Source organism: Aureimonas ureilytica (assembly GCF_001475935.1).
GTDB lineage: Bacteria > Pseudomonadota > Alphaproteobacteria > Rhizobiales > Rhizobiaceae > Aureimonas > Aureimonas ureilytica_A.
The window spans coordinates 1-26,980 of the sequence record NZ_LDQA01000013.1; the positions used below are offsets into that span (position 1 = coordinate 1).

A 26,980-nucleotide genomic window follows, 5' to 3' on the forward strand; every position below is an offset into this window, starting at 1 on the left:
TAGGCGCTAACAGACCCTAGGCCTCGACTTCTGTCAAGGCGTTAGTGAACACCTGAACGTCGTTTTAAGTGCTTCGACTTTGGCTAGGATCAGCTCAATCCCAGACCCCAGCTAGGGCCTGTTAGCGCCTAATCCAATCGAGGGCTGCGGCGAGACAGAGGACACCGAGGAAGCTGGCGGCGGTTTTTTCGTATCGGGTGGCAACGGCGCGCCATTCCTTGAGCCGAGCCCACAGGCGTTCGACCCGGTTGCGGTTGTTGTAGATCCAGTCCGGGCAGGCAACTGGCGCTTCGTGGCGAAGCGGCGGGATGGCAGGTCGTGCGCCCATATCCCAAATGTGCTGGCGGAAGGCATGGCTGGTGTAGCCACGATCGGCAACCACCCACTTCGGAACGTCCGGCAAGCGATCGAGGAGTGGAACAGCATGCGGCAGTTCGTGGGCCTGCCCGGGTGCGAGGCGAAAGGCGATGGCGCGCCCGGCGCCGTCGGCCATCACACAGGCCTTGGTGCCGTAGCCGCCACGAGATCGGCCAAGCGCTTCACGGCCGTCTCGCTCTTTTGCAGATCCCCCTTTCGGCTGGCACCTGCCGCTTGTCTGTGGGCGCGGATGTTCGTCCCGTCCAGGAACACCATGCCGAGCCTGACGCCGCGCTCCTGAACCAGCGCCAGCAGTCTCTCCCAGACGCCGAGCCGCGCCCACCGGATGAAGGTCTGCGCCGCCATCCACCAGGGGCCAAACTCGGCAGGCAGAGCACGCCACTTGGCTCCGTTCTGGTGACGCCAGAGAATGGCCTCGACGGTCCGGCGAAGGTGCGGACTCGGAACCTTCGCATGCGGGCGGCACGCCTCGATCAGTGGTTCCAGATCAGACCATTGCTCGTCGCTCAGCATCTGCGCACTTCTCCTCATCGGAAAAGCCAGCGACATAGAGTCGGCCCCAGACGCTAACAGGCCCTAGTTCCCGATCCTTCTTTCGGGACTCTTCAACCTGCGTCACACAGCTGTCGAGGAGGTCGGTCTCGTGGACCTGATTGTTGACCCGCCATCCGCTGCAACGTCATCGCCTTATTTCGGAAGGGTGTTTGCGTCGGTAAAAAACCTCTCTACAAATCTCTTTGGGCATTTGGACCGAAATTAGGTCAGGCATAAAGCTAATTGGTTCTGGGTTCCCTCCAACAAAGAACCTAATTGGAACTCCGCCAGAACCGAAAAGGAACCCGTCTAGAACCTATTAAGAACCCACTTAGAACTGACAAGGATGTCGACATGTACCGAGTTCTAAGCTAGTTTCTTTCCGCTTCCTTTCCGGTTCGTGGCCACAGTATGGTAACCAAGAACTGTAAGGGTGGCTGATGGGAACCAATGGGGAACCGAGAAGATGCCAGTAATCGTTCTGTGCTCGACAAAGGGTGGTGTTGGAAAATCGACGACTGCTCTCCTGCTCGCGCAGGTCTATGCCGAGGCTGGGTCGCAGGTGACCTTGATCGACGCTGATCCCAATCAGCCTCTTGCTACTTGGGCTTCACGCTTCACGAAAAGCGTCCCAGAGAGATTGGAAATCATAGGCGGCGTTACGGAAGAGACGGTCGTCGAGGTCATCGACGACGCTGCCGAACGCAAGCCATTCGTCATCGTCGATCTAGAGGGATCCGCGAACGTGACGGCTAGCTACGCGATCTCTCGCGCCGATCTAGTTCTCATCCCAATGCGTGGCAAACAGCTCGACGTCGATCAAGCGGCGAGGGTGGTTTCGCTGATCGAACGGGAGAGCAAAGTCTTCCGACGACAGATCCCCTACCGGGTCATGTTTTCAATGATCGGCATGCTCCAGAGCCGTGAACAGAAGCACATCCGCGCCACACTCGACGGCAAGGGCATTCCCGTGTTGGATACGGCATTGTTCGAGCGCGCGGCCTTCAGCGCTATCTTTCAGATCGGTGGAACAATCTTCGACCTGACGGCCGAAGACGTCTCCAACCCAAAGGCGGCTCAAGAGAACGCAACCGCCGTTGCCCAGTCCGTAATTGCAGCTCTCAATGAGGAGACCACGCGATGAGCCGTGAGCGTATCACCCTAGATTTGCCCGATATCGCGAGCTTCCGTCCCCGCACGGAACGCCCAGCCCCGCCGGCGCCAGAGGTAGCAGAGGCTGCGGAGAAGGCTGGGTTCCGCACTCGTCATGCCCCGTCCCCCAAGCCGAAGCCTGAACCTGTGAAGGAGGTCTTCGACGCCCGCGCCCTTCGTCGTTCGAACCGGACGGCCAAGCTGAACATCGCGACGTCGCCAGAAGTGCGGGAGCGTTTTTGGAAACTGGCACAGGAGCACGATCTCCTTTCGGGGGAGGAGATGCTTGTCGCCTTGATGGACGCCTTTGAGCGAGTCCCGTAAGGTGTCCTTCCAATGAAAGAGAGTGATAGCACCATTCTTCCGGCCACCCTCGCAGATATTCGCGATGAGGATTTGCTGGCCGAACTCAAGGAGTACGAAGGCCGTTCCGTCTATGCCATCATGCTCAAAGAGTTGGGGCGTAGGCAGGCCAAACGCGATCGGGAGGCGAGAGCGAAGGAGGCCACGGACGCCGCCGTTGCACAACTCACCCCTATCCAGCGGAGACGGGCAAAGACGCGCGTGGAAGTGGACAGCGACCGCACCTCTTCCGATTATCTGCGTTTCTTGCCCACCCCATTGGCGATCTGCAGCCTTCCATATCGTGCTCTGCCCGAAGATGTGACGCGCTATGAACGCCGACAGGGGAGAATGACCCTCGTTGTGAATTCCGGCGAACTCCTCGCCCCGAACGGAGAGTGGACACCTCAACCCGTTCCCTGGGGGCCGAAAGCGCGTTTGATCATGACCCACCTCTCGACGGAGGCGCTCAGGAACAAGAGCCCGCTCGTCGAGACCACTGGATCCCTGTCAGAGTTCATGCGTGAGATCGGCTTCGAACCTACGGGGGGACGTTATGGAAACCTTGGTCTTTTCAAAGAACAGCTGAGAGCCCTAGCTGCATGCAGCATGACGTTTGGTGCCTGGGATGGGCAGCGCTCTGCGGTCATGAAGATGAAGCCGCTGGAGAAGGTTGAACTTTGGTATGAAGGGCATCCCGATCAGCGCAGCCTGAGTCCTAACACGATTAAGTTCTCTGAGACCTTCTACAACCAGCTGAAAAAGCATGCGCTGCCGATCGACGTGCGAGCGCTGAAGGCTTTCTCGAACTCCGCGCGCAAGCTCGACCTCCTGTTCTGGATCACCTACCGCGCCACGCGTCTGGATGAGCCGCTCATCCTCGACTGGAAGCCACTCAAGGAGCAGTTCGGGGAGGGGATCGCCCGCGATCGGAAGTTCAAAGAGCAGATCACAGAGGATCTGGCTGCGATCAAGGAGGTCTTTCCCAAGCTCAAGATCGAGCTCACGTCGCAGGGCATGGAAATGAAGCCGGTCGACCCTTCCATTCTAGCCCTACCAAAAAAGCGGTAACAATACGCATAATCGGGGGCGCAGAGGTATTTCCGATTACGCATAATCGGGGGCGGGGCACAGTCGACTGAGTTAAATGCGCCCCCAAGGGGAACTACGCATAATCGGGGGCGCTTCCTACGCATAATCGGGGGCACCAGAAGTGCTTTTGCCCACGCATAATCGGGGGCGAAAACAGCCTACTGACTCCAAATGCACCCCAAAGGGGATCTACGCATAGTCGGGAGCGCTTTCTACACATTGTCCGGAATACGCGAGTAGGCTCGCTGACGCATAATCGGGGGCGTTCTTTTCAAACTTACCTATAGAAAATTCAATGCCTTAGTTTTTATCTCCGCATAATCGGGGGCGGTTTTACGCATAATCGGGGGCGTAAGTCGCGGAGTCTCCGCATAATCGGGGGCGGGCATGCGCATAATCGGGGGCGTATTCCACGCATAATCGGGGGCGCTCTTTATAAGGAACAGAAACGTACAGAAACGTCTCCACAGAAAGCTCTTCACAGAACCCATTCAGAATTTCAGAAAAAGCCTTCAATAGGATCGAACATGAGGGCGCTAGAAGGGCGCAGGACGGCGATTAGAGGCTTTTAGCTACACAGACAGCCAAAACGCACCAGCGCGCGTCGGTGAGGCTCTCTGTGGAATTCTGCGAACGGAGCAAAACGCCAGTTCTCGCCGTCCTCCGGATCGCTCCGAACCATCGGGATACGGACATGTCCGCCATTAGGTAGCAACCGCCACCAACGTAGCAACGGCCGCCTCTGTATCCCGAACCCTGGTTTCCAGGATGGACCGGAATGGACGTTGCATGGGATCCCAAGCGGAAATGAGCAAGAATCGGGACGCAGATCGCGCAGACGCGGGCGACGGCTCCAGCCCTGACCGTGTCTTCCTTCTCTAAGACACGGAATGGACGGCAGGGAAGCAGGTGCCTTCCGATCTGTTGCCGACCCGTGCTAAAGTGAGAAAGTAGCAGAGACCGCCCCGATGAGCCGTATCGAAGAAGCCGACGTTCCCGAGGCCTGGCGTTCCCTAATCGTGAACGCCTGGACCCCCTATGGACGCCGTGGCTCCACGCTTGCCACGGTCTACGCCGTGATCGCCGGAGAGCGCGGCAGCGACCACGACCGCTTCATCGTTCGAGCGCTCCTCGAGGGGGGCGATCCATCCCTTCTTTTCTCGGCCATCAGGCGATCGGCACTGGGCTATCGGTCCCTTGCCGAACTCGCGGACAACGTGGGCGCACGAAGCGGCGACAACGTCGCCACGATCCGGGACAGGGCCAGCCGACATGGAAACCGAAACGTCAGAGAGATGGCCGGCACTACTCCGTGATGCCGAGGCCATCCTCGACCATTACCGACTGAAGGAGGGTTCGACGCTCCGCGTTGGGGGCGGAACGTCGTTGACGTTCTTCATCGACCACCGCCTGTCCTTCGACCTCGATCTCTTCGTCGGCGACCCAGCTCCGCGCGCCGGCCACCTGCAAAGGTTGATGGCGAGCGGACTGCCGCTCAGCCTCACCCGCGACGTTCGGTATCCCGGCAACTTCGTGAAGTTGGTGTGGGACGGCATTGGCGAGATCGACCTGCTTGCCGCCGCGCCGCTGACCCCTCATTCCGGCATTCCGGTACGCGTCCAAGGCGTCGACCTATGCTTGGAGCATCCCGAGGAGGTCGTGACAAAGAAGCTCGTCTACCGGGCAACCAGTCCCGGCGCCGTGAAGGGCCGGGACCTCTACGACATCCACGCTTGTCTCGGTGCGGGTCTCATCCGGCCTTCCAACCTTGCGGGGGTCGTCGGCACCGAGCGGTTCGATGCCGTTCTCGAAGCCTTGGACTACGATACCGACCGGATCATGGAAGAAATCCGTAAACTCTCGCGGCGCACGTTTGATCCGGACCCGCACGATCTCCGCCGCAGCGTGCTGGAGCTCGCGTCGGCAACCCCGGCCGTGGATTTCGTCGAGCACGACCCAGTCCTGAACTTCGGACATCTCGAGGCCAGACTGGGACTGCGCTTGGAAGTAGATGCCGACATCAGGCGTTGCCCTTGAGATCTGGAGCTCGCCAGCCAACTCATCCACCTAACCGAAACGGAACGGTTGGTGGCGGTTGCTACCTAATGGCGGACATGTCGATCCATTGTTCGATGAAGGCGAACTAATCGACCGGGGCGTCAGTCCGCATCGCTCCACATCTCGTCCATGAAGCGCTCTGCACTTCGAAAGTGGTCGGAGCAAACGGGCCTACCCAGGCCTTGGCGAGGATCGGAGCCAAACGTTCCTGCCGAAGGCGTGGATTGCGGACCCAGCGCGGCGTCACGACCAGGGCATCGTCGAAGTCCTAATGGTCGAAGTGTGCCCCGGCGGGGTGGACTGAATGAGGGTGCCGCTCGGGAGTGCACTGTCGACGCTTTGGTGGACGTGGCCGTGCACCCGAAGATCGATCCGCCCGGTATTGAGGAGCAGGGAGAGATCCGACGCGCTGTGGCCCGCGTTCGGGCGCATGTTCCTGCGTCCGAACGCGGGCGGGAAGGGGCGTGATGTGTGACGGCCACCAGCGGATCGGCTCCGGCATGGGCATCGATCAGCTCGGTGAGGCGTGCCTGATCGATGCGGTGCTGCGCGACGGTCGCGTCGATCGTCAGCGGGACCGTCCCGCGCTCTTGTTGGACCTCCTTCTGTTCGACCCGGATCGCTTCGCCGGTCTCGTTCCGCGGCTCCGCTGTGTCTGCCGGCGGGGGCGTCGTCGGTCCATAATGTGGTGCCGACAAAGCGACAGCCCGCCAGCATCACCGCATCCGCTCGTAGGTCGGTAACCCCAGCAGCCTCGGCGGCCTTGCGCGCGGCGGGCAGCCGTTCGCCCAGCATGCTGTTCCCGTGCTCGTGGTTGCCCAGCATGCAGACGACGGGCTTCGTCCCGGTTAGGCGTCTCGGGACGTGGATCGCGCCTGCGCGGTCAGCGCGCCAGACGTTGCCGGTGCCTATCAGGATGTCGAACTCGGGCGGCACGGGTGCGAAGGCATCAGGGGCGATGACGGCCTCCGGATGAAGATCGGACAGGACCCAGAGCCGGGCGATCGTGTCGGGTGACGATCCGTGCCACCGCGGCTGGCACCCTCAGCATCCAGCTGCGATCCGGCGCATCGACTCTGTCGTGGAGGCCAAGGTCTGATCCCGAATGGGAGCGCCGCGGCCCAGAGGACGAGACAGGCAAGGGGAGGGGACTTCGTCCATATGGAGAGAGAGACCCCATGCCCCGTTTGCCCTTTGCGGAAGCCTGCGAACTCGCGATCGAGGATCTGTCGGTGGATGCCAGCCTGTTGTTCGATGAGGAGGATCTGCGCTCGCTGCGCCATGCCTGTCTGTGCGCCTCTGCGATGGGTCTTGAGAACCAGCTGAGCACGTTCCGCGACGCCCCCGATCCCTATGCGCCGACACACTGGGTCTATGCCATCTGCAATCCGGATGGGACGCCGTTCTATGTCGGCATGACGACCTGTCTGGAGCGCCGCTGGCAGCAGCACCGTTCGAGCGTCAGCCTGCTACCGAAGCTGGAGGAGCGTCTGGCCGATCCCTCCGATCGTCCCGCCGATACGCAGCTGATGTTTCGCAGGATCAAAAGGATCGCGACGTATCTGAACCAAGGCACAGGACCGAGGTTCAAGCAGCTGGGCGAGGCGTTCTCGCGCGAGGAAGCGCTGGCCTTGGAGACGACCTGGGTGCACCGGATGACGGCGAAGGGCTACGAACTTCTGAACCCCGGCGAGCACCGCGCGATCAAGAAGCACTACCGCAGCCACCGCCGCTACGAGCTGAAGTATCATCGCGAAGCGGCCCCAGTCGGACCACGGTAAGCGATCCCGGCCGGTCGCCTTCTCAGGCGCATCATGACGAGGAAGCGCGTTCAGTGTCGCAGCGGCTGGAGCGGGCAAAAAACCTCGGCGGCCGCTGCCAGTCCGGCGGCCAGACGAGGCTTGCTCTGTTGTGCCTCCCGGTGCTTTTGCCGGGTGCGCATTCTCGCCTCGACCCAACGCTCTGCCGCCCCGCGTAACGCGGCCTTCTCGCCACCTCGAACCGGCGTCGTTCCGGGACCATCTCTGTCCTGGCCAAGGCTTGGCCAAGGGCGGCCAGCATCTGCGTGGCGAGGCGTCCCGCCGCCTCCGGATCGTCGTCTCGTCCAGCGGTGGGGTGCATGTGCTCCACAACGTCCCGCAAAGGGATCGACCCCTCCTTCAACCAGCGCTCCAGCAGAAAGCGTAGATGCGGCAACAGGGATCCCAACTCGTTTAAACGGACGCGGCCGTCGGCGTCGGTGGCAAGGGCCAGAACGCTGGCCATGCGCTCGGCGCCCATCCCCAAAGCAGCCTGCAGGATCGCAGGATCGGACGCGTCGATGGCGCGCTGTTCGCAGGCATACAGTCCGATGCGTCGTGCCCGAAGGGCGTCTTCGATCCAGGCATCGCAACGAGGGCCGATGGGACCGCGCTCACGTGTCAGCCAGACAAAGCGTTCGGTGTCGTAGCAGGATCCGAACACGCCCTCGATCGCGTGCTCGTCCGCAAAAGCGAACGCCTCGCCTTATCCTGTTTCTCGGCAGACACGGGCCTCGCCGCGAGCAAAGCGCCGATAGGCGTCGATGCGCGTGTCACCCATGCGGTGGTCCGTCCTGCTTCCATCGACGGTCTTTCTGCACACCTTCGAGCCGAGCCTGACGGGACCGTTTTGGCGATCCGACCCAACCCGCGCGTCCGCACCGATGAGGCAGGGACTGCAGCTCCTGAACGGGACACTTGAGAAGGGGAGGCATCCTCTCCTCGACGCTTGCTTTTGGGGAAAGAGGGACGGTTCCCTCCTCCTCTTTCCCCAAACCCCTATCACCTCTCCCGTGCCCTCACCGCTGCGCGGTTTCGGGCACATCCCGCGCGATCGATGGCTCGATCCAGCGCCTGGGATCGTCCGACCTCGGATGTCGAGTTCGGGGCTCCGCCACGGGCGTCGCTCGATGCGTTCGTGACCTCCGCAGCGCCGCCCGCGACCCGCTGTGTTCGCCTCCCGCGCCCCTCCTATCGGCCTCTCCGGAGCGGAGCGACCGGCTTCAAGCGGACCGCGCAGCGGGCTCTTGAGCATCTGGTTGCAGGAGCAAACAGCGCAATTACCTGTTGCTTTTCGCAACAGGCCCTGCCAGAGATCCATAAGGGCGCTCAGAAGGGCGTGTTTGGCATGACGATCGGTTCGGCGTGGCGATCTATCACTTCCGTCAGACGGTCATCTCGGGAGGATCAGGGCACTCCGCTGTCGCGGCGGCCGCTTATCGTCACAACGTCGCTATGCAATCCGATCGCGGCGCGACGGTTCACGACTACTCCAAACGCCAGGGCACCGTGCATTCCGAACTCGCCATTCCAGCGGACGCGCCGGATTGGGTTCGTAATCAACTCGGCTTTGCCGCCGGTCCTGATGCACCGGGCTCAGACGGCTCGCGCCTCGTCGGCCCGGATGCGATCAACGCCTCGCTGGAGCTCTGGAACAAGGTCGAGAAGGGCGAGAAGCGCTACGACGCCAAATACGCCACCGAACTCACCCTCGCCCTGCCCGTCGAGCTGACCGAGGACCAGCAGATCGCTCTCGTGCGCGCCTTCGTCGACGAGCATCTGACCGCCAGGGGACGGGTCGCCGATTGGGCCATCCACGTCCCGCCCGGACGCGAGCACAATCCCCATGTCCACATCCTCTCGACCGTTCGGCCCCTGACCGAACAGGGCTTCGGGCCAAAGGCCGTGATCGCCCGCGATGAGGAAGGCCAGCCGCTGCGCACCCAGCGCGGCGATGTCGTCTACGAGAAGTGGTCGGGCTCGAAGGACGAACTCTACGAGATGCGCGCCGCTTGGGCCGCCGAGATGAACCAGGCGCTGGCGCTCGCCGGTCACGACATCACCGTCGATCACCGCTCCTTCGAAGATCGCGGCATCACCGACATTCTGCCGACCCAGCATCGCGGCAAGACCGAGCACATGCGCCAGTTCGGACCCGAGCATCAGGTGCCCGCCAGGGACGCCGCCGACCGCGCCGCGACCTTTGCCCGCTTCGAAGAGAACCCCTCCCTCGTGCTGGAGCACATCACCCGCGAGCAGTCGACCTTCTCGACCCGCGACATCGCCCGCGTCGTGCATCGCTACATGGGCGAGGGAAACGACTTCCAGGGCCTCATGAACCGCATCGGGATGCTGCCCGAATTGGTCACGATCCAGGCCCAGATCCACGACCCCGAGACCAACCGCGTCGTCCAGGGCGAGCGCTTCACTACAGAGGCCGTTCTGGAGCGCGAGGCCGCCATGCTCAGGGCCACGCTGAACCGCCACGCCGATCGCGGCTTCGAGGTCGATGCCGCCACTCGCGAGGCCGCGCTATCACGCGCCCAGGAGCGTCAGGGCTTCACCTACACGCCCGAGCAGAAAGCCGCCGTGGATCGCCTCACCCGTGACGAGGGGATCGGCGTCATGGTCGGCATCGCCGGCGCGGGCAAGTCCACCGTCATGGCCGCCGTTAACGAGATCTATTCAGCGGCGGGCGCCGGCGTTTACGGCGCCGCTCTCGCCGGCAAGGCGGCCGACAATCTTCAGCAGTCGTCGGGCATCGAAAGCCTGACGCTCGCGTCCTGGGAGAATGCCTGGGCGGGCGGCTACAATCAGCTCTCGCGCGGCGACGTCTTCGTGATCGACGAGGCGGGCATGGTGGCCTCCGCGCAGATGGCGCGCGTCATGGCGCAGCTCGACGGCTTCGGCGCCAAGGTCCTGCTCGTCGGCGATGCGCGCCAGCTCCAGCCCATTGAGGCGGGTGCGGCCTTCCGCTCCATCGCCTCCGAGGTCGGCTATGTCGAACTCACCGAAGTTCGCCGCCAGGAGCGCGAGGACCATGCGCGCGCCAGCGTCCTGTTCGGCGCGGGCGAAGCGCGCTCGGCCATGGACATCTACAAGGGCAACGACACGTTCCAATTCCACGACGCGCGGGCCGGCGCGCTGGAAGCCGCCATCAAGGGCTGGGACCACGATCGCCGCGCCGGCGCCGATGTGGTCATTCTCGCCCACACGAACCGCGACGTTCTCGACCTCAACGCGATGGCGCGCGCCTCGATCAAGCTCGACGGCGGACTGACCGGCGGGGAGACCTTTGCGACGGCGCGGGGACCGCGCGAGTTCGCCCCCGGCGACCGCGTTCTCTTCCTCGAGAACGACCGCACGCTCGGCGTTCGCAACGGCTCGATCGGCCATGTCGAGAGCGTCGGCTCGAAGGGTCTCGTGGTCAGCCTTCCCGATCGCGCCGAGCCGGTGGCGATCACCCGCGAGGGCTACAACAATATCGACCACGGCTATGCCACGACGATCCACAAATCCCAGGGCTCCACCTACGACCGCGTTCATGTCGTCGCCGGGGCGATGATGGACGCCCAGCTCAGCTACGTCTCGCTCAGCCGCCACCGCGAGGACGTCACCTTCCACATTCCCCTGGATGTGTTCACCCGTCCCGGCGCCGAGCAGCTCGCCACCCCCGAGCAGGCCATGAACCGCCTGTCGCGCGAGACGCTCAAGGACACCTCGATCGACTTCCGCAAGACGCCCGATTACGCTGAGGCAAGGCAAGCCCTGGACGCCCGGATTGCGCTCGCCGCGAGCCCCGCCGGTCGCTTCGAGACCTTCCTCGAGCAGCGCGGTCTGCCGCACCCGTCCGAGGTGCTGGAACAGGTCAAAGCCTATGCCGCCTCGTTCCTTGCCCAGAACGGCCCGCAGGACGCTGCGCAGCAGATCCGTGTCGATCCGCCCGCACACTATCGCGACGCCACGCAGGCGGCCTCCCTGGAGCCGCACGACGACCTTCGCCAGCCTCTGAACCGCCTCCAGCATGTGCAGGACCATTCCGCCTCCATGAACCATGAAGGCAATGCCCGTCGCTCGGCCTTCCACACCGCCGAGAACGAGCTGACGCGCTATGCCACCTCGCAGGGTCTTCGCGACTATGCCGAGCGCGTCGCGGACGTGCTCGCGCCCTCGATCGTCGTGGCGATCGGTCCGACCCTCGCCGACCCCGATCACGAGCCCCGCTTGGCCGGTCTCTCGCAGACCGTTCGCGATGCGCTCGCCGCAAACTGGCGGGACGTTCACACGGTCTCGCGGGCCACCTGGGAGCTGGGTCTCCTTGAGACCGTGCGCGACGTCGACACGAGCTATCAGCAACAGCGGGAGGATCAGCGCGTGCTGGCCGATTACGAACGCAGCGTCTCGCCTGCCCCGGCATCGCCCCCAGCACCAGTGGCAGTCGAACTGCCGGCGATGGCGGATCGTTCGCCCTCCGTCCAACCGTCCGAGCCAGAGCGGACCGCTCCCCTTCTGAACGTCCCCGTCCTGCCCTCCGTCTCAGCCTGGTCGCAGAGCGTGGAGCAAGCAGCGGCGGCAGCCGTGCCCAATTGGCCAAGCGTCAGGATCTTCGAGGCGAGTGCGCTCGCGCAAGCAAGCGGTGTCTGGCGCAATCCCGCCGAAGCATTGGGCCAAATCCGTGCTGAGATTGCGGTCGATCCGGACCGGCTCAACGACGTGCTGAAGGCGGTCGCACGCGAGCCCCAATCCTATGGCGATCTCGTCGGCGGTCGAACCATGTTCCTTCAGCCCGATGCCGAGCGTAAGGAGGCCCTTACACGCATCCCTCTCGTCAGCTCTACGGTTTCCGAACTTGTTGATGCAGAACAGCGTTCGATGGTCTTCCTGACACAGCAGGAGCGGGATTGGCGCGCTCATATGGCGACGCCAGCGCCGAGCCTCTCACCCGAGGCGCTTGGGGTTCTTTCGACGCTCTCGGCCGCGCATGATCTCAAGCAAAGCGATCGCGAAGCAGGCCATCACATGGCCGCGCCCACGCTCTCGAACCCCAAAGCGCTGGAGGAGATCAAATCCTGGCGTCAGGATGTGGAAAAACGTTTGACTGTACCGGACGCGCTGGAGCGTCTGCCGGACATGACACCGGAGAAGCGCGAAGAGCTCCGTTCGATCGTCGCAACCGTCGATCAGGCGGTGAAGACGGCAGATATGTCTCAGAGCGTGGAGAGAAGCAACGACCGCGAAAGGGAAGCGGCCAAGAACACGGATCGCGACCTTGGAATGGAGATGTAGCAAAGCACTCGCCTCTCTCCCTGTGGTGCCTGTAGAGTGGCGGCAAACGAAGATCGACAGGCTCAGGATCGCCAAGGCAATCGACGGTGCCGGCATCGGCCGACGGAAACCCCGACGATCTCGCGCAAGAACTCGCCGACGCTTACGACAACGCGGAGAAAGACATGGTCTCGCTCAAGGACCTCGAAGCCTTCAATGCTCGCTCCGATGCGCGCATCGAGACCATCACTGCTCGTTCAGACGCGCGCATCAAGGCCGCCTTTCACCGTCAGAGAATTTGGATCGCCGGTATCGCCTTCCTCTTTACGATCGCGATCGTTGCCATCGTAAAGCTCTGACAAGCGACAGAGGCGTGCCTCTTTGGGCCGAGCTTTGGTTGCTGCTCCCTACGCCCCTGAAGAGCTCTCAGCTCTTGGGATCGCAATCCTTCACGCGCACGGCTGGCGCCACCCGATACGAGAAAACCGCCTTCGGCTTGCTTAGGTATCCTCTGCCTCGCCGCAACACTCGATTGGATCAAGCACTGACAGGCACTGGCGTGCATGAAGGCCCGAATGAACGGTAGAGCTTTTCGGAAGCGCAGACGGCGACGACCATGATCGCTTCCGCGCGCGTGTGGCGCCGAGCTGAAGGAAGGCGTGGCGAACAGGGAAGCCCGCCGAAGCCGGCTTCCGATCCTCGTTAGAGCTTCATAGCGACAATGATGATGGCAGCTGCTGCCGCGTACGTAGCGACGGTCCAGACGATCTGGCGATTGATGGCGGCCTCGATGCGCGCATCGGAGCGTGCATAGCTGGCCTCGATGCGCGCATCGGAGCGGGCGTTGATGGCATCGAGATCTTTGAGCGAGACCATGTCTTTCTCCGCGTTGTCGTCGGCGTCTGCGAGTTCCTGTGCGAGGTCGGCGGCCTTGTCTTGGTCGATGCCGGCAGTCTTGAGCACCTTGGCGATCTTGAGCCCGTCGATCTTCACGCTCGCCTCCAATCTAGGTGTTTGAGCTTGCGGAGCCAATCCCCGCAGCCACCCGATCAGCCGGGACGGCTCTGTTGCGAATAGCTATTGTGGATGCGGGCCTCGGTGCTGAAGGTGCCTATAGTTGGGGGCGTGAGGCATGACCGGGAATGTCGCTCGCACCGTTGACACAGTCAGCTTTGCCGCTGTGAGGGCACGTCGACTTCTCAACGAAAGGGGCTTTTACTGCCGTCCGAGAGAGGGGCTGACGCCACTGAGGTTGCCGTATGCCGCGATGTCTGGTTCTCGGAAGGCCTGGCTAACGTCTATCGCTCGTTCTGGTCGAAGGCCGATGAGTGGCTTTCGAGCGTCGGCTTTATCGACCGTTAGAGACCGGACAGGGCCAAAAGCGGACCGGCGGCTTTCGATGTGATCGAGCGAAAAGCTGACGTTCAGCAAGCGCTTTAGTTCTACGTTAGGCTCGCGCCGTTCTTCACGTGGCCAACTCACGCCACGTCCGAGGTGCTATTGCGCATCCTCGACGAGATAAAAATCTCTAAAAATAGTTCACGAACGCTAGTTTATGAACTAACTTGGGATCTGATATGAACCCTTAGAATTTTCCCTTAGTGTCTGAGTTCTAACCCCTAATTCCTCTGAGTTTGGCTATGGAAGGGTCATCTGTCTCTAGAGATAAGATGGGTCTTCAAGCATTTTTGCGCAGTCGAGCCTTTTGAGTCGAGGTGCAAAAATGTCGGTGGTTTCAGACGTGATGGATGCCATCGCGCAAATTTCGGATGAGAAACTGGAGGTCGTCATGGTGCTCGCCGGGTTTGGGTTGGCTGCGTATGCGATCTACGTCGTGGCGAGTTTTACTCGGGGTGGCAAATGACTCGCCGCGAGTTCAAAAAACTCCCTTCGGTGTGGATCCGCGAGGGAGGCCTGAAAGCCTTTCAGTGGACGTCTGGAACAGGATCAGGCTCCGACAACACGGCCGCCTTAATGGTTCTCATGGCGATCACTCACCATATCGACGAGGACACAGGTGTAGCTGCTCTGACCTATGATAGTCTTCAGGAGGCGACGAACCTCAGCCGAGCAAAGATTTCAGGCGGGCTGAAAGTTCTCATCGCTCTGAACAGGATCGTGAAGGACATTGAGGGTCAGAGCACTTACGGCCTGGTTGACTACGATCCATACCGAAACTGGTGCAAAATTCCCATCAGCAAACTTTATCAGGGAAATAGGATTTATCCTCTTCAAGACTTCAAGCTTCGGTCTATCGTTGAGCTGCACGCTTTGAAAGTATATTTCCTGCTTCTTGCCCAGCGGGGTACCGACACAAACCAAGCCAACATCAGCCTTTTAAAGATTCATGAGAAAACAGGTGTCCCCTCTCATCGTCTTAAAACAGCTTTGAGCCACCTAACCGTTCGATCAATGATCTACACTGAGCGAACGCCCAGTATGAAAGATCCTTCCCACACGGCTAATGCTTATCGGATCGTGGGTATCGACCCTTACCGCCATGACGGCACGCGCTCAGAGGATGAACATATTCGAGAAGTCGATTTTACATCCTACCAGCGTTCGAGTCCGAAATCATATTGACTAAGCCGCTGCCGTTCGCGTCGCAGTTACCAAAATACCCTAATGGGGGCCGCCAATGGGACTATGAACTACATGGCTCGGCTGCCCGAGATCGCCCATTGTCGGGTTCACGATAGGACTGTTGTTGCCCCCGAATGATCGGACAGGATCAGAGGGATTGGCGGGACGCGATGAACTCTCGCGGTGAGAGATAGCCGAGCGCCTTGTGCGGGTGAACGGTATTGTAGTGTTCGAACCAGATCGGCAGCGTGTTGATGACGGTTTGAGCGTCCGGAAGGGATGAGAGGCGGACGTAGTCGCGTTTGATGGTGCGAACGAAGGCCTCGGCCATGCCGTTGGATTGCGGGCTTTGGACGGGCGTGGTTCTGGGCTCCAGACCGATGTCGCGGGCCAAACGTCTGGTCTCACCGGCGATGTAGCCTGAGCCGTTGTCAGTGAGCCATTCGATCGTTTGCGGCAGGCGGTTCACGCGGCCGAAGCGGGCCTCGACGGCCAGGAGCATGAGGTCCTGGACGTCCTCGCCCTTGATGCCTTCGGTGGTGGCGACAAAACCGATGCTTTCGCGGTCGCAGCAGTCCAGCGCGAAGGCCACGCGGACCTTCTCACCGTTGTCGCAGCCGATCTCGAAGCCGTCCGAGCAGTGAGCCAGCGAAGGCGCCACCGGTTCAAGCCCGCTGGCGAACGCAGGTTCGAGCGCTCGACGGCCACGCGCCCATCGTGACGTCGCCTGTCGAGATTGCCGGCGTGGCGTTGGAGAAGAAGGCCGTGGGCCTTCATCACCCGGTAGACGCGCTTGTGGTTGGGGAGCGACGCGCCGGCGGCGCGGGCCTTGCGGCAGAGGATGGCGTGAATGCGCCGCCTTTCAGCGATTGCAAGCAATCGCCTGTCGGCCAAGGGTAGCCATAAGTCGGCATGTCGGCGATCACCGCCTTGATCGCGGCGACAAGCTCAGCGTCGGGCTGCGGCGGTCGGCCGAGGCGCTGATGCGAACGTCCCGCCATGCGCTCGGCGATGTTCGACCGTGCGACATCAAGCACCGTGCAGACGGCGCTCACCGCGAACCGTCCTTGGGCCACGACAGCGAGCGCAACAGCGCTTTTTTTGGGCCCGCGGCGACCTCGAGGGCCTCTTTGAGGATCTCGGTCTCCAGCGTCTTCTTCCCCAGAAGGCGGTGCAACTCGCGGATCTGCGCCTGGAGAGCGCGATACTCCGAGGCCGCAACAACGTCCTCCTGCGCTCGCGTGGCGACCAACGCGCCTTGCGAAGCCAGCTTGCGCCAGCGGAAAAGCTGGTTGGGCGCAACGCCATGACGACGCGCCACCAGGCTCACCGTCACATCCGCCTCGTAGGTCTCCTGGACGATCGACAGCTTCTCGGCCGTCGACCACGATCGACGACGCTCGGGACCCGGCAGAACCTCTGCCTTCGGATAAGAACCAGTCATAGACACAACACTACTCCTAACCCTTGCGGGAGTGGGAGATCATGTCCGGGGCATTCGGGGGCTATTTCAACGGTCGAGCTCGGGTGCATAGTGCTGAACCCATCTGTAGATCGTCGTGTGATCCACCGAGAGATGACGCTCGGCCATCATCTCCTCAAGGTCGCGGTAGCTGAGGGCATAGCGACAGTACCAGCGCATACAGAGCAGGATGATGTCGGGAGCGAAGTGCCGGCCTTTGAACGCCAAACTCATGCCTTACGCCTCCAACTGTAGCAGCCTTCAGCAGCGAAACTCTCATCCCCTATGGCTATTCGCAACAGACCCGGAGCGAGTCAATAACTGGAATTCTCCAGCTCAAAACGGTCCGGGAAACGGGCAGCAGGTCGAGGTGTGTGACGTCAGCACTGCTGCAAAAATGCAATGAAGTGCTGCGATATCGCAGCACATGATGACGCTCTTGAGGCTTTTTCAGCATTAGTCGATATAGAGCGTTGCGCTCGGCTCTACGATCGCCACCATATCACCCATCAGCCCGGCGAATTCGCTATCCCTGCCGGCCGCTGACGAGGTTGCATGTTGAACTTTGGCCCGCAAAATCTTGACGCCCTACCTGTCTTCGTCGATCGAATCGACGAGCGCGGTCGGATTTCCTACCTCAACGAATATGAGGCTCGGGCACTCGGCTGGAGCGCAGTAAAGCTTCAGGGTGAGCCGCTCGAGACTATCTACTCCAGCCAATCCGCGAAGATGATTAGAGGCCTTGCTACTAAAGTCGACCAGGGGAAGTGCAGTTTCCCTGTGTGGATGAAATCGGTGGCAAACCAGGAAATCCCCCTGATCGCAACCGCTTTTCGCGATGCAGAGCAGGGATGGGTTATCCTTAAGCAGCTTCTGACGCCTGACGTCCTTGATACCGCTGTGGAACTCGTGGAGCGAGTTGAAATCCTGTCCCAGATGATCGGTTCAGCGACGGAGGCCTGTTGGTGCATCGAGTTCCTAGAGCCGATCGATGTGTCGCTCGCAGAAGACGAGATAGTTGATCGCATCTTTTCTCATCAGAAGCGCTGGCGAGCCTGCAACGATGCGATGGCTCGTCTCTACAGGATTCCAGACGGCCTCGACTTCAACACGCAGCCCGTCGAACGCTACTTCCCCGACACCAGCGTCAACCGGCGCATGGTTCGGGATCTGGTACGGTCCAGTTATCGGTTGGATCGGGCTGTCGCTACGGATCGGCGCCACGACGGCAGTGAGATGCTGGTCGAGAACGATTTTCGCGCGGCAATCGAAGGTAGTTCGTTGATCCGCCTTTGGGGAACTGTCCGGGATATCGGTCCGTCCAAGCGGCGCGAGCAGCAGCTCTCAGACCACGCGACCGCGATGCTAGACATTCTGAGCGCGCTGCCGGACCCAGTTCTGGTGTTGGCAGGCGACGGAATGATCCTGGCCGCCAACCCGGCGGCTGAAGCGGCTTGGGGGCGGTCGGTGGATAGCCTACTCGGCAACTCGATAGAGCAGATCCTGGAGGGGAGGGGAGCCGTCCCGAAGCTGTTATCCAGTCCGGAAGGCGGTTTGGACGTGCGGGAGGGCTGCGACCTGACGGTCTTATTGACGGGCGGTAACAAGGATGTCTGGCGCTTCCGCGTCGCCGTTCTTGAAGGTGACCTGCAACGTTACGTGCTCACGGCCCGTCTGCAGCCGCGCCGTAAGGCCCGATCCCAAATTATGGCGCCGACGCGATGAAATTCTACGCTAACGACCCTGCTTCGCCGCCCCTTCGTCGACCGCGTCCGTCCCTCATCGACGACCCATCTATCATTGGCTTTCTTGAAGCTTTGCCTGATGGCGCGGCGCTCCTTGAAGTCGACGGTACGATCAAGCTCGTCAACACCAAGATGCAGCTTCTCTTAAACCTTGCGAAGGGTGATCTTGTGGGCAGTGACCTCGCAAAGCATGCGAGGACGGTCGGCCCGATTATGGCGAAGATTGCGACCGCTATCCAGCACTTAAAGCGAGCGGAACTGACGGGATCTTTGAACTCGCAGCGCAGCGTCTTCGCATCGATCAGTATGCTGAGGACAAACGACGGCGCGGCTTACGCCGCTCTTTTTACAATGCGCGAACTTACTCGGTCTACGAAGGATGTCGCACCGGACAGGTTCCGTTTCGAGACAGACATCTTGCAGGATGCAGCTGTACGCTACGTCCAGAACGATCGCCTGCGAGACCTCGCCAAGCTCGCCGCAACGGCGCTTGAGCGCGGCAGCCCCGTGATGCTGTTGGGCGAGAGCGGAACAGGAAAGACTGAATTCGCTCGTCACGTCAGACAAAGCGACGTCGCGACCGGTCTCCCGTTCGTGCACGTCAACTGTGGCCTCCTATCAGAACAGCACTTTGATACGGAGATGTTCGGAATTGAGCCGGGCTCTGCACTGGACACTTCCACGCGTGGAAAGCTTGGATATGTCGAGGTCGCTGACGGAGGTATTCTCTTTCTTGATCAGGTCTCCGATCTGTCACTTGCAGCCCAGATTAAGCTTGTCGCCTTTTTGGAGTCGAGAACCTTCAGCCGTGTTGGATCAACACAGCGTCGTCAAACCCGCATCCATCTCGTGTCAGCGACGAACCAGAACATATTATCTCTGATCGATGCCGGCCGCTTTCGAAAGGACCTCTACTATCGGTTAGCGTCCGTCGTGGTCGAGATCGGAAAACTATCCGGTCAGGACGACCTGATAAGGCTTCTCGTCGATCTAAAAATGAACGCCATCAATCATAAGATCGCGGGTGTCCTCAAAGTGTCAGAAGGCTTTCACGAAAAGCTTCTGACATACGACTACCCCGGCAATGTCCGAGAGCTCTTCAATATTTTGGACCGTGCCGCGGCTCTAGCGAGCGACATCATACAGCCCGAGCATTTCATCATTCCCTATTCACCGGCTGGGCCGTCTAACATGTCTGCTCCAAAGGCCCAAGAGCCGACATCCCGGACCTTCAAAGAACTCGTGCGCGAGTTCGAGGCTTGGCTAGTCGAGAAAGCCGTTGCTCAGAACGGAAGCAAGAGGAGCGCCGCAAAAGCCCTGGGCATTGATGTCGCAACTCTTCTCCGGAAGAGCAATCGATAAATTTCAAGCTTTTACCAAGGAGAAGGGCAATGACATTTCGGAAGTCCATTGCGGCGATCATCGCGGCTGCATCGATCATCCCGTCTGCCGCGACCGCGTCAGCGGGTGAGTTGAATCTACTCACGTGGGAGGGCTACGCTCCCGATTCATACATCAAGCCGTTCGAGTCAGCATCGGGCTGTAGCGTCAGCGCGACATATGTCGGATCGAACGACGACTTCGCCGCGAAGCTCGCGGCCGGTGGCGGTGTCTACGACATCATCACCCCCTCCCTCGACACCGTGCCGATGATGCAAATGGCTGGTTTTACAGAGCCGGTAGATACGGCCAGAGTAGAAGGCTACGATAGCATCTATTCTGAATTCTCGAAGGCAGAAGCTCTCGTTGCCGATGGCCAGACTTGGGCGGTTCCGATGGTTTGGGGATCCGTCTCGATCATCTATCGGCCAGATAAGGTCGCGAAACCGGACTCGATCGGCGTGCTCTTCGATCCGCAATTCAGCGGACGAATTTCGATGTGGGACGACAAGTCCGCTATCTACTGGACCGCTCGGCTCCTCGGGTACGACAACATCTTCGACCTGTCGGATCAGCAGCTTGAAGCTGTCAGATTCAAGCTAATCGAACAAAAATCCCTCGTCCGCAAATACTGGACGTCGGCGGGTGAGCTTACCGAACTCATGGCTAACGGCGAGGTCTACGTCTCGAATGCATGGACCGGACTGACTTTGAAGGAGGTCAACTCGCTCGGCAAGGACTTCGCCGTCGCGGAGATTACTCCCAAGGAGAAGGCCGAAGGCTGGATGGACTCCATGATGCTCGTGGCAGGATCTCCGAATACGGACTGCGCGTACAAGTTCATGTCGTTCATGCAGTCTCCCGAAGGCCAGTGCGGCATTGCGGCATCGACAGGCTACTTTCCGGTCAACCCCGCTGCTGTCGCTACCTGCATGGATGAGACGATGAAGGCGGAGCGAAAGGTCGGCAACATCGACTTCGTCAAGAGCCTCGTCATGTGGAAGCAACCCAAGCGGCTGGATAAGTATCTCGAAGTCTGGAACGCGGTGAAGTCCGCGCCCTGACGAGCGGGATCCGACGGGTCCATTTCCCAGAGCCGTAGCGTCATCGCAAAAAGGCGGCTCTCCTCCTCAAATCCATGAGTTAACGATGTCGCAACCTATCGTATCGATAGCCGGCGTGACGAAGACGTTTGGCCCGTTCACAGCGCTCCACGAGACCAACCTTCAGTTGAATGCAGGTGAATTCGTCACGCTGCTCGGCCCCTCGGGCTGTGGAAAGACGACGACGCTTCGCCTCATCGGAGGCTTCGAGTTGGCGACAACGGGATCGATCGCGATCGAAGGGCGGGATGTGACATCGCTGCCGCCCTATCGTCGTCCGGTCAACACTGTTTTCCAGGACTACGCGCTCTTCCCGCATATGAGCGTTGAAGAGAACGTGGCATACGGCTTGACCGCGGGATCGAGCGTCGTGCCGAAGGCAGACCGGGAAGCACGTGTTCGAGACGCTTTGGGACTCGTCGGTCTGACCTCTTATGGATCTCGCCTGCCGGGGGCTCTCTCCGGCGGGCAACGTCAGCGCGTCGCAATGGCACGGGCGATTGTGAAGCGGCCTCGCGTGCTTCTTCTCGACGAGCCTCTCTCAGCGCTTGACGTAAAGCTTCGCGAGACCATGCAGATCGAGCTGAAGCGCCTGCACCGAGAACTTGGCATCACATTCCTCATGGTGACCCATGACCAGGGTGAGGCATTAGCCTTGTCGGACCGTATCGTGGTCATGAGCCAAGGCCGCGTTGTGCAAGTCGGGGCTCCGACCGACCTCTATGACCGTCCTTGTTCGGCCTACATCGCAGACTTCATCGGTGCATCCAATCTCTTAGATGCAACCTTTGAAGCAGCCTCTGGCGGGGTTGATGTCTTCCAACTGAGCGATGGTACGAGGATTCACAAGGCCCGGCGGGACGGCGAGTCGATCCAAAAGCTGCAGATCGGCTCGCGCGTTCAGCTTGGCATCCGCCCCGAACACGTTCACCTGTCACCCATAATTGACGGTAATGAAATAGAGGCGCGCCTAGCTGGTAACCTCTTTTTGGGCGATCGCCTCCGTCTCGAACTGTTTCCCGCGCGTAGCGACAGACCCTTCTTCGTCGATCTACATCGCGACGAATCCTCGCGTCGGGCGCCTGAGCTGGGCGAGAAGGTCAAGCTCTATGTTGGAGCGGCAGACATCATGTGCTTCGCGGAGGCGGAGCGATGAACTTCGTCACGAGGCGTAATGCTCCGGCCTTCCTAGCCCTCTTCTCCGGTCCCTTCTTATGGATCGCCATCTTCATGATCGTGCCGTACGCGGTCATGATCTCGGTAAGCTTCTGGACCCGCCAGTTCCCGCTCTTCGTCCCCGACTTCCAGTTCGGAAATTACGCTCAGCTCTTCCTCGATCCGCAATATGCGGCAGTTATTTTGCGAACATTGAAAATCGCAGCTATTGTGACTGTCATTTCTAGCATCCTCGCCTATCCGGTCGCCTATATGCTAGCGTTCACGATCAAATCCGAAGCGCTGTCTAACCTTGTTTACATGCTAGTTATCGTTCCGCTTTGGGTCTCGTATTTACTGCGCGCTTATACATGGAAGATAATCCTGGGAACGAACGGAGCACTCAATTCCCTCCTGATGTCTGTCGGCATCATCAACGAGCCGCTGTCCGTATTCCTGTACAATCAGACCGCGATGGTTATCACGCTGGTCTATATATTTATTCCCTTTATGATCATGCCGCTCTATGCGGTGCTGAAGAACATACCCAAGTCACTAGTCGAAGCGTCGGAGGATCTCGGCGTTGGCCCGTTCCAGACATTCGTTCGCGTCATCCTGCCTTTGTCCATGGGTGGACTGGTCGCCGGAATGACCCTGACCTTCTGCCTGTCCTTCGGCGATTTCGTGGCCCCGGTCTTGGTCGGCGGACCCGATGGCACGATGGTAGCGAACCTACTGCAGAGCCAGTTCGGCGCCGCGCTCAACTGGCCTTTGGGCTCGGCCCTCGCGACCCTCGTTCTCCTACTCGTTCTCGTCGTCCTCCAAGTATCCAGCCGCTTCGACCGGGCTGGGCAGCTCGACCTTCGATAGGAGCCCCCATGCGATCGCTTCTCTGGTGGCAACAAGCTCTCGTCGGCGTAAGCCTCCTTGTCCTTGCGTTTCTCTACGTGCCGATCAGTCTCCTCATCCTCTTTTCGTTCAACGACAGTCCGGTCACCTCGTTTCCGCTCGCCGGGTTCACATGGCGATGGTACTCGGCAGCTCTCGCGAACGGTCAGATGCTGACGGCGCTGCAGAACAGTCTGATCGTGGCAGTTTGTGCCACGATCGTGAGTGTCGTGATCGGCGTTGCGGCAGCGATCGCACTCGATCGTTACGATTTTCTAGGCAAGCGCCTGTTCCAAAACGTCATCCTATTACCGCTTAGCCTACCCGGCCTCGTCACGGGTATCGCGATGCTCAACTTCTACAAGCAGATCGGCATCCCGCAGAGCCTCACCGCGGTTGTCATCGGTCATTCGACGGCGCTTCTCGGGATCGTGGTGTCGCAGGTCATGGCCCGGCTCGCGAAAGTCAATCGACGGATGTTGGAGGCCTCAGCCGACTTAGGTGCCAAGCCTCTTGAAACGTTCTGGCGCGTAACTCTGCCTCAGATCCGCACGTCAATTATCGGCGCCGCGCTCCTGTGTTTCACTCTCTCGTTCGACGAAATCCCGGTGACTTATTTTCTCACGGGGCGGGACGTGACGCTTCCGATTTACATCTACTCGACCCTTCGGCGCGGCATTACGCCTGAAATCAACGCCATCGGCAGCATTATCGTAGCGGCATCGCTCTTGCTGGTGATCGCGTCGGTCAAACTCCTCCGAAATTCGAAGTAAAACGCCTCAAAGGAGAAAATCATGAACGATACATCGTTCACCAAGGAATTCTGGCACGCCAAGGCGACGGCGGTGAAGCTGCGCACGCAGCACTTCATCGATGGCGATTATAGGCCTGCGGCCGATGGACGTACGTTCGTCTCGATCAACCCGGCGACGGGAGCCCCGATAGCTGAGGTCGCACGCGGTAGCGCTGCGGAGGTCGATCTGGCCGTTAAGGTCGCCCGAAAGGCGTTCCGCTCAGGGGGCTGGTCCCGAATGGATCCGCGTGCTCGCATGGCCGTCCTGGAGAAGTTCTCCGCGCTCGTGGCCGAGCATGCCGAGGAGTTCGCCGTGCTCGACAGCCTCGACATGGGCAAGCCGGTCATGGACATGATGAATATCGATGTCCCAGCATCGGTGGGGGCGCTGAAGTTCTTCTCCGAAACGATCGACAAGATCGAGGGCGCTGTTACATCGACGACCTCCAGTGCCCTTCACTACATCCTGCGACAGCCGCTCGGCGTCGTCGGCATCATCGTTCCTTGGAACTACCCCCTGATGATGGCTGCATGGAAACTGGGGCCTGCGCTAGCGACCGGAAACTCGGTCGTTCTGAAAGCGGCGGAACAGTCTCCGCTCTCGGCGAACCTTCTGGCCGAACTCTTTATCGCAGCGGGCGGACCAAGCGGCGTGCTGAATGTGGTGCATGGCCTCGGCGAAGAAGTGGGCAAGGCGCTAGCCCTCCACGACGATGTCGACAAGATCGGTTTCACGGGCTCTACCGAGGTCGGCAAGCTCCTGATGATCTATGCCGGCCAGTCCAATATGAAGCGGGTGACGACGGAATGCGGCGGCAAGACCCCGCAGATCATTCTCGGCGACTATGACGACCTCGACACCGTGGTAACATATGCCGTGAATGGCATATACGGAAACCAAGGGGAGGTCTGTAACGCCGGCTCGCGCATCCTTGTGGACAAAAGCATCCACGATGACTTCGTGGAGCGGTTCACCGCACGCACGCGCGAGACTTTCGTCCTCGGCGATCCGCTGGACCCGTCGACGACGATCGGCCCGCTGGTCACGGCGTCCCACCAGAAGCGCGTGCTCGACTACATCGACGTTGGGCGCGCCGAGGGTGCCTCGCTTCGCTTTGGTGGTGGGCGGTTCGACGCTCTTCCCGATGGTGCCTTCGTTGAGCCGACCCTCTTCACCGGTGTTAATAACTCCATGCGGATTGCCAAGGAGGAAATTTTCGGACCGGTTGCGGCGATCATGCCGATCTCAGGCCTCGAGGAGGCCGTGGAGATTGCCAACGATTCCATCTACGGGCTCGCTGCCTCAATCTGGACGCGCGACGTGGGCAAGGCCCATCGCTTCGCACGTGACGTTGAGGCGGGTGTCGTCTGGGTGAACTGCTTCGATCATGGCGACATGACGTCGATCTGGGGGGGCTTCAAGCAGACCGGCAACGGGCGCGACAAGTGCCTTGAAGCCCTCAGCCAGTACACTCAGACGAAGTCAGTCTGGGTCAATCTCGACTGACACTTGCAAGGGCGGCGGCTTTCGAAAAAAGGGGAGCCGCCTCCACGATTGCGAGAGCTTTGTGCGATACCCTGCTCTTTACCGATGCTATCGGAATGCGATGTGACTGCTCATAGCAGTCTCATATGCATGATATATTGAGCGCAGGGTATATATGGCGGATAAAGAGTTCGATGTGGGCGGTCGGCTTCGAACGCTTCGGGCGCAGGCAGGTCTGTCTCAGCGCGGCCTTGCGGAACGTGCCGGTGTGCCTCATGCGCAGATTTCGGTGGTCGAGCAAAATAAGTCGAGCCCTTCGGTATCCACTCTGCGCAAAATCCTTGGCGGGCTCGGCGTCAGCATGTCTGACTTTTTCAACGACAGCCGCTCTGCAGAGCAGGCTGGTCCCTTCTTCGCTGCGAACGGTCTGATCGATCTAACGTCGCGAATTCGCAGTCCCGGCTACCTCTCCCTTCGTCAGGTGGGCGACGCGAAGGAGCACAATCTGCAGATTTTACATGAGGTTTATGGGCCGGGAGCCGATACGGGTGAAATCCTCCTGCAGCACGCCTCGAGCGAGGGCGGCATCGTTGTTGAAGGAGAGATTGAGGTAACGGTTGGCACTCTAGTGCGCATTCTGCGCGTCGGGGAGTCCTATCTGTTCGACAGCCGCATTCCGCATCGCTTCCGCAACGTTTCATCGACGACTGCCGTGGTGATCTCGGCCTGCTCGCCGCCGTATCTTTGATCTAGAGCGTTTTCCGGCCGGGTAGAGTCTTTGCGTCATTCGCGATTCCCTCTGTCGATTGGAAGGGAGGCGTGTATGGCGCGAGCGTTATCGATTGATCTTCGACATCGGGTTTTGCGGGCGATGCGTGATGGCGCCTCGACGCATGCGGCGGCCGAGCGGTTCGGGATCGCAATTGCCACGGCTGTGCGCTGGCGGTCGCAGGATCGTGCAGGCCGCAGTGATCCCCTGCCGATGGGCGGGGACAGGTGCTCGGGTCGCATCGAGGCGCAAGCCGAGTTCCTGCAAAGCCTGATCGACGGCAAGGACGACATCACGCTGCACGAGATGCAACGGCGTCTGGCCGAGGAGCGGGGGCTCAAGGTCGGGATCGGCACGCTCTGGCGCTTCTTTGACAGGCATGGACTGACGTGGAAAAAAAGACCGTGCACGCGAGCGAGCAAGAGCGCCCGGATCTCCTGAAGCGGCGCCAGGCCTGGTTCGACGATCAATTCGATCTTGATTCCGCCAAGCTTGTCTTCATCGACGAGACCAGCCTGTCGACGAAGACGGCACGGCGCTTCGGCCGCGCGCCGCGAGGTGAACGCTGCCGGTCCGGCGTTCCGCACGGCCATTGGAAGACGCCAACGTTCACCGGCGCTCTGCGCCTGACGGGCATGACCGCCCCTATGGTGCTCGATGGTCCGATGAACGGCGTGGCGTTCCGGGCTTATGTCGAGCAGGTCCTGGTGCCGACACTCTTGCCCGGCGACATTGTCGTGATGGACAGCCTTCCGGCCCACAAAGCCGAGGGCTTGCGATTGGCCATCAAAGACGTAGGCGCTTCCTGCTGCCCTACAGCCCCGACTTCAACCCGATCGAGACGGCCTTCTCAAAGCTCAAGGCGCCCATGCGGGCCAAGGCCGAGCGAACGGTCGAGGCGCTCTGGAAAGCCGTCGGCACCCTCATTCCGCTCTTCCAGCCTGCCGAATGCGCCAACTACTTCAAAGCCGCAGGCTACGATCCAGACTGATCGGA

21 protein-coding genes and 3 pseudogenes are annotated in these 26,980 nt (G+C 60.5%); 19 read left to right on the forward strand and 5 right to left on the reverse strand.

Features of this window, described 5'->3' with window-relative positions:
* Positions 1 to 121: 121 nt before the first annotated feature.
* Positions 122 to 891, reverse strand: a protein-coding gene (locus tag NS365_RS04995; protein WP_153003662.1) for an IS5 family transposase whose coding sequence is annotated in 2 segments (ribosomal slippage) — positions 122 to 576 and positions 576 to 891 — 771 coding nt in all. Because the reading frame shifts where the segments join, the coding sequence is not laid out codon by codon here.
* Positions 892 to 1,378: 487 nt separating this feature from the next.
* Here NS365_RS04995 and NS365_RS05000 point away from each other — a divergent pair.
* From NS365_RS05000 to NS365_RS05030, 6 genes are all read left to right on the forward strand, one after another.
* Positions 1,379 to 2,056, forward strand: coding sequence for a ParA family protein (locus NS365_RS05000; RefSeq protein ID WP_058599188.1), 678 nt, complete (start codon positions 1,379 to 1,381; stop codon positions 2,054 to 2,056).
* Positions 2,053 to 2,388, forward strand: coding sequence for a hypothetical protein (locus tag NS365_RS05005; protein ID WP_058599189.1), 336 nt, complete (start codon positions 2,053 to 2,055; stop codon positions 2,386 to 2,388). The genes NS365_RS05000 and NS365_RS05005 overlap by 4 nt, the downstream gene beginning before the upstream one ends.
* A 12-nt stretch (positions 2,389 to 2,400) precedes the next feature.
* Entirely contained in the window at positions 2,401 to 3,477 is a 1,077-nt protein-coding gene (locus NS365_RS05010; RefSeq protein ID WP_058599190.1) for a replication protein RepA, read from the forward strand.
* Positions 3,478 to 4,466: 989 nt separating this feature from the next.
* A complete protein-coding gene (locus NS365_RS24035; RefSeq protein ID WP_058599191.1) occupies positions 4,467 to 4,814 on the forward strand; it encodes a hypothetical protein in 348 nt (115 codons plus the stop codon).
* A complete protein-coding gene (locus NS365_RS05020) occupies positions 4,771 to 5,535 on the forward strand; it encodes a nucleotidyl transferase AbiEii/AbiGii toxin family protein (protein WP_082684431.1) in 765 nt (254 codons plus the stop codon). Before NS365_RS24035 ends, NS365_RS05020 begins: the two co-directional genes overlap by 44 nt.
* Before the next feature lie 1,199 nt (positions 5,536 to 6,734).
* Entirely contained in the window at positions 6,735 to 7,337 is a 603-nt protein-coding gene (locus NS365_RS05030; protein ID WP_058599194.1) for a GIY-YIG nuclease family protein, read from the forward strand.
* A 31-nt stretch (positions 7,338 to 7,368) separates the two neighbouring features.
* Here NS365_RS05030 and NS365_RS05035 read toward each other — a convergent pair whose 3' ends face one another.
* Positions 7,369 to 8,019, reverse strand: a complete 651-nt coding sequence (locus NS365_RS05035; protein WP_058599195.1) for a hypothetical protein — start codon at positions 8,017 to 8,019, stop codon at positions 7,369 to 7,371.
* A 701-nt stretch (positions 8,020 to 8,720) separates the two neighbouring features.
* Between NS365_RS05035 and traA the strand changes: the two genes are divergently transcribed.
* Both traA and NS365_RS05045 read left to right on the forward strand, forming a co-directional pair.
* Positions 8,721 to 12,641, forward strand: coding sequence for a Ti-type conjugative transfer relaxase TraA (gene traA / locus NS365_RS05040; RefSeq protein WP_058599196.1), 3,921 nt, complete (start codon positions 8,721 to 8,723; stop codon positions 12,639 to 12,641).
* An 86-nt stretch (positions 12,642 to 12,727) separates the two neighbouring features.
* On the forward strand, positions 12,728 to 12,979 hold the full coding sequence (locus tag NS365_RS05045) for a hypothetical protein (RefSeq protein ID WP_058599197.1): 252 nt from the start codon (positions 12,728 to 12,730) through the stop codon (positions 12,977 to 12,979).
* Positions 12,980 to 13,322: 343 nt separating this feature from the next.
* Here the strand turns inward: NS365_RS05045 and NS365_RS05050 are convergent, their stop codons facing one another.
* Entirely contained in the window at positions 13,323 to 13,613 is a 291-nt protein-coding gene (locus NS365_RS05050; protein ID WP_153003663.1) for a hypothetical protein, read from the reverse strand.
* Between the two features lie 730 nt (positions 13,614 to 14,343).
* Between NS365_RS05050 and NS365_RS24405 the strand changes: the two genes are divergently transcribed.
* A complete protein-coding gene (locus tag NS365_RS24405) occupies positions 14,344 to 14,484 on the forward strand; it encodes a hypothetical protein (RefSeq protein WP_193753392.1) in 141 nt (46 codons plus the stop codon).
* Complete coding sequence (locus NS365_RS05055; protein WP_153003664.1) at positions 14,481 to 15,203, forward strand: hypothetical protein; 723 nt, start codon at positions 14,481 to 14,483, stop codon at positions 15,201 to 15,203. Before NS365_RS24405 ends, NS365_RS05055 begins: the two co-directional genes overlap by 4 nt.
* Before the next feature lie 148 nt (positions 15,204 to 15,351).
* Here the strand turns inward: NS365_RS05055 and NS365_RS05060 are convergent.
* Together NS365_RS05060 and NS365_RS05070 are read right to left on the reverse strand one after the other, a co-directional pair.
* A pseudogene (locus NS365_RS05060) lies at positions 15,352 to 16,647 on the reverse strand (IS3 family transposase).
* Positions 16,648 to 16,716: 69 nt separating this feature from the next.
* A pseudogene (locus NS365_RS05070) lies at positions 16,717 to 16,899 on the reverse strand (IS6 family transposase); the annotation flags it as partial.
* 321 nt (positions 16,900 to 17,220) lie between these two features.
* Between NS365_RS05070 and NS365_RS05075 the strand changes: the two are divergent.
* The 9 genes and pseudogenes from NS365_RS05075 to NS365_RS23470 all read left to right on the forward strand — a co-directional run bounded on the left by NS365_RS05075 (position 17,221) and on the right by NS365_RS23470 (position 26,975).
* Positions 17,221 to 18,390, forward strand: a complete 1,170-nt coding sequence (locus tag NS365_RS05075) for a PAS domain-containing protein (RefSeq protein ID WP_058599202.1) — start codon at positions 17,221 to 17,223, stop codon at positions 18,388 to 18,390.
* Positions 18,387 to 19,772, forward strand: coding sequence for a sigma 54-interacting transcriptional regulator (locus NS365_RS05080; RefSeq protein ID WP_058599203.1), 1,386 nt, complete (start codon positions 18,387 to 18,389; stop codon positions 19,770 to 19,772). The genes NS365_RS05075 and NS365_RS05080 overlap by 4 nt, the downstream gene beginning before the upstream one ends.
* Positions 19,773 to 19,801: 29 nt before the next feature.
* Positions 19,802 to 20,854, forward strand: coding sequence for an ABC transporter substrate-binding protein (locus NS365_RS05085; protein ID WP_058599204.1), 1,053 nt, complete (start codon positions 19,802 to 19,804; stop codon positions 20,852 to 20,854).
* 85 nt (positions 20,855 to 20,939) lie between these two features.
* Entirely contained in the window at positions 20,940 to 22,049 is a 1,110-nt protein-coding gene (locus tag NS365_RS05090; protein ID WP_058599205.1) for an ABC transporter ATP-binding protein, read from the forward strand.
* Complete coding sequence (locus NS365_RS05095; protein ID WP_058599206.1) at positions 22,046 to 22,918, forward strand: ABC transporter permease; 873 nt, start codon at positions 22,046 to 22,048, stop codon at positions 22,916 to 22,918. The genes NS365_RS05090 and NS365_RS05095 overlap by 4 nt, the downstream gene beginning before the upstream one ends.
* Before the next feature lie 8 nt (positions 22,919 to 22,926).
* The gene (locus tag NS365_RS05100; RefSeq protein ID WP_058599207.1) at positions 22,927 to 23,709 is read left to right on the forward strand and encodes an ABC transporter permease; all 783 of its coding nucleotides are present in this window, start codon (positions 22,927 to 22,929) and stop codon (positions 23,707 to 23,709) included.
* A 72-nt stretch (positions 23,710 to 23,781) separates the two neighbouring features.
* Positions 23,782 to 25,236, forward strand: a complete 1,455-nt coding sequence (locus tag NS365_RS05105) for an aldehyde dehydrogenase (RefSeq protein ID WP_343286835.1) — start codon at positions 23,782 to 23,784, stop codon at positions 25,234 to 25,236.
* A 154-nt stretch (positions 25,237 to 25,390) separates the two neighbouring features.
* Positions 25,391 to 25,963 carry a cupin domain-containing protein gene (locus NS365_RS05110; protein ID WP_058599209.1) on the forward strand — a complete coding sequence of 191 codons (573 nt, stop codon included), beginning with the start codon at positions 25,391 to 25,393 and terminating at the stop codon, positions 25,961 to 25,963.
* 75 nt (positions 25,964 to 26,038) lie between these two features.
* Positions 26,039 to 26,975: pseudogene (locus tag NS365_RS23470) on the forward strand (IS630 family transposase).
* Positions 26,976 to 26,980: the final 5 nt, after the last annotated feature.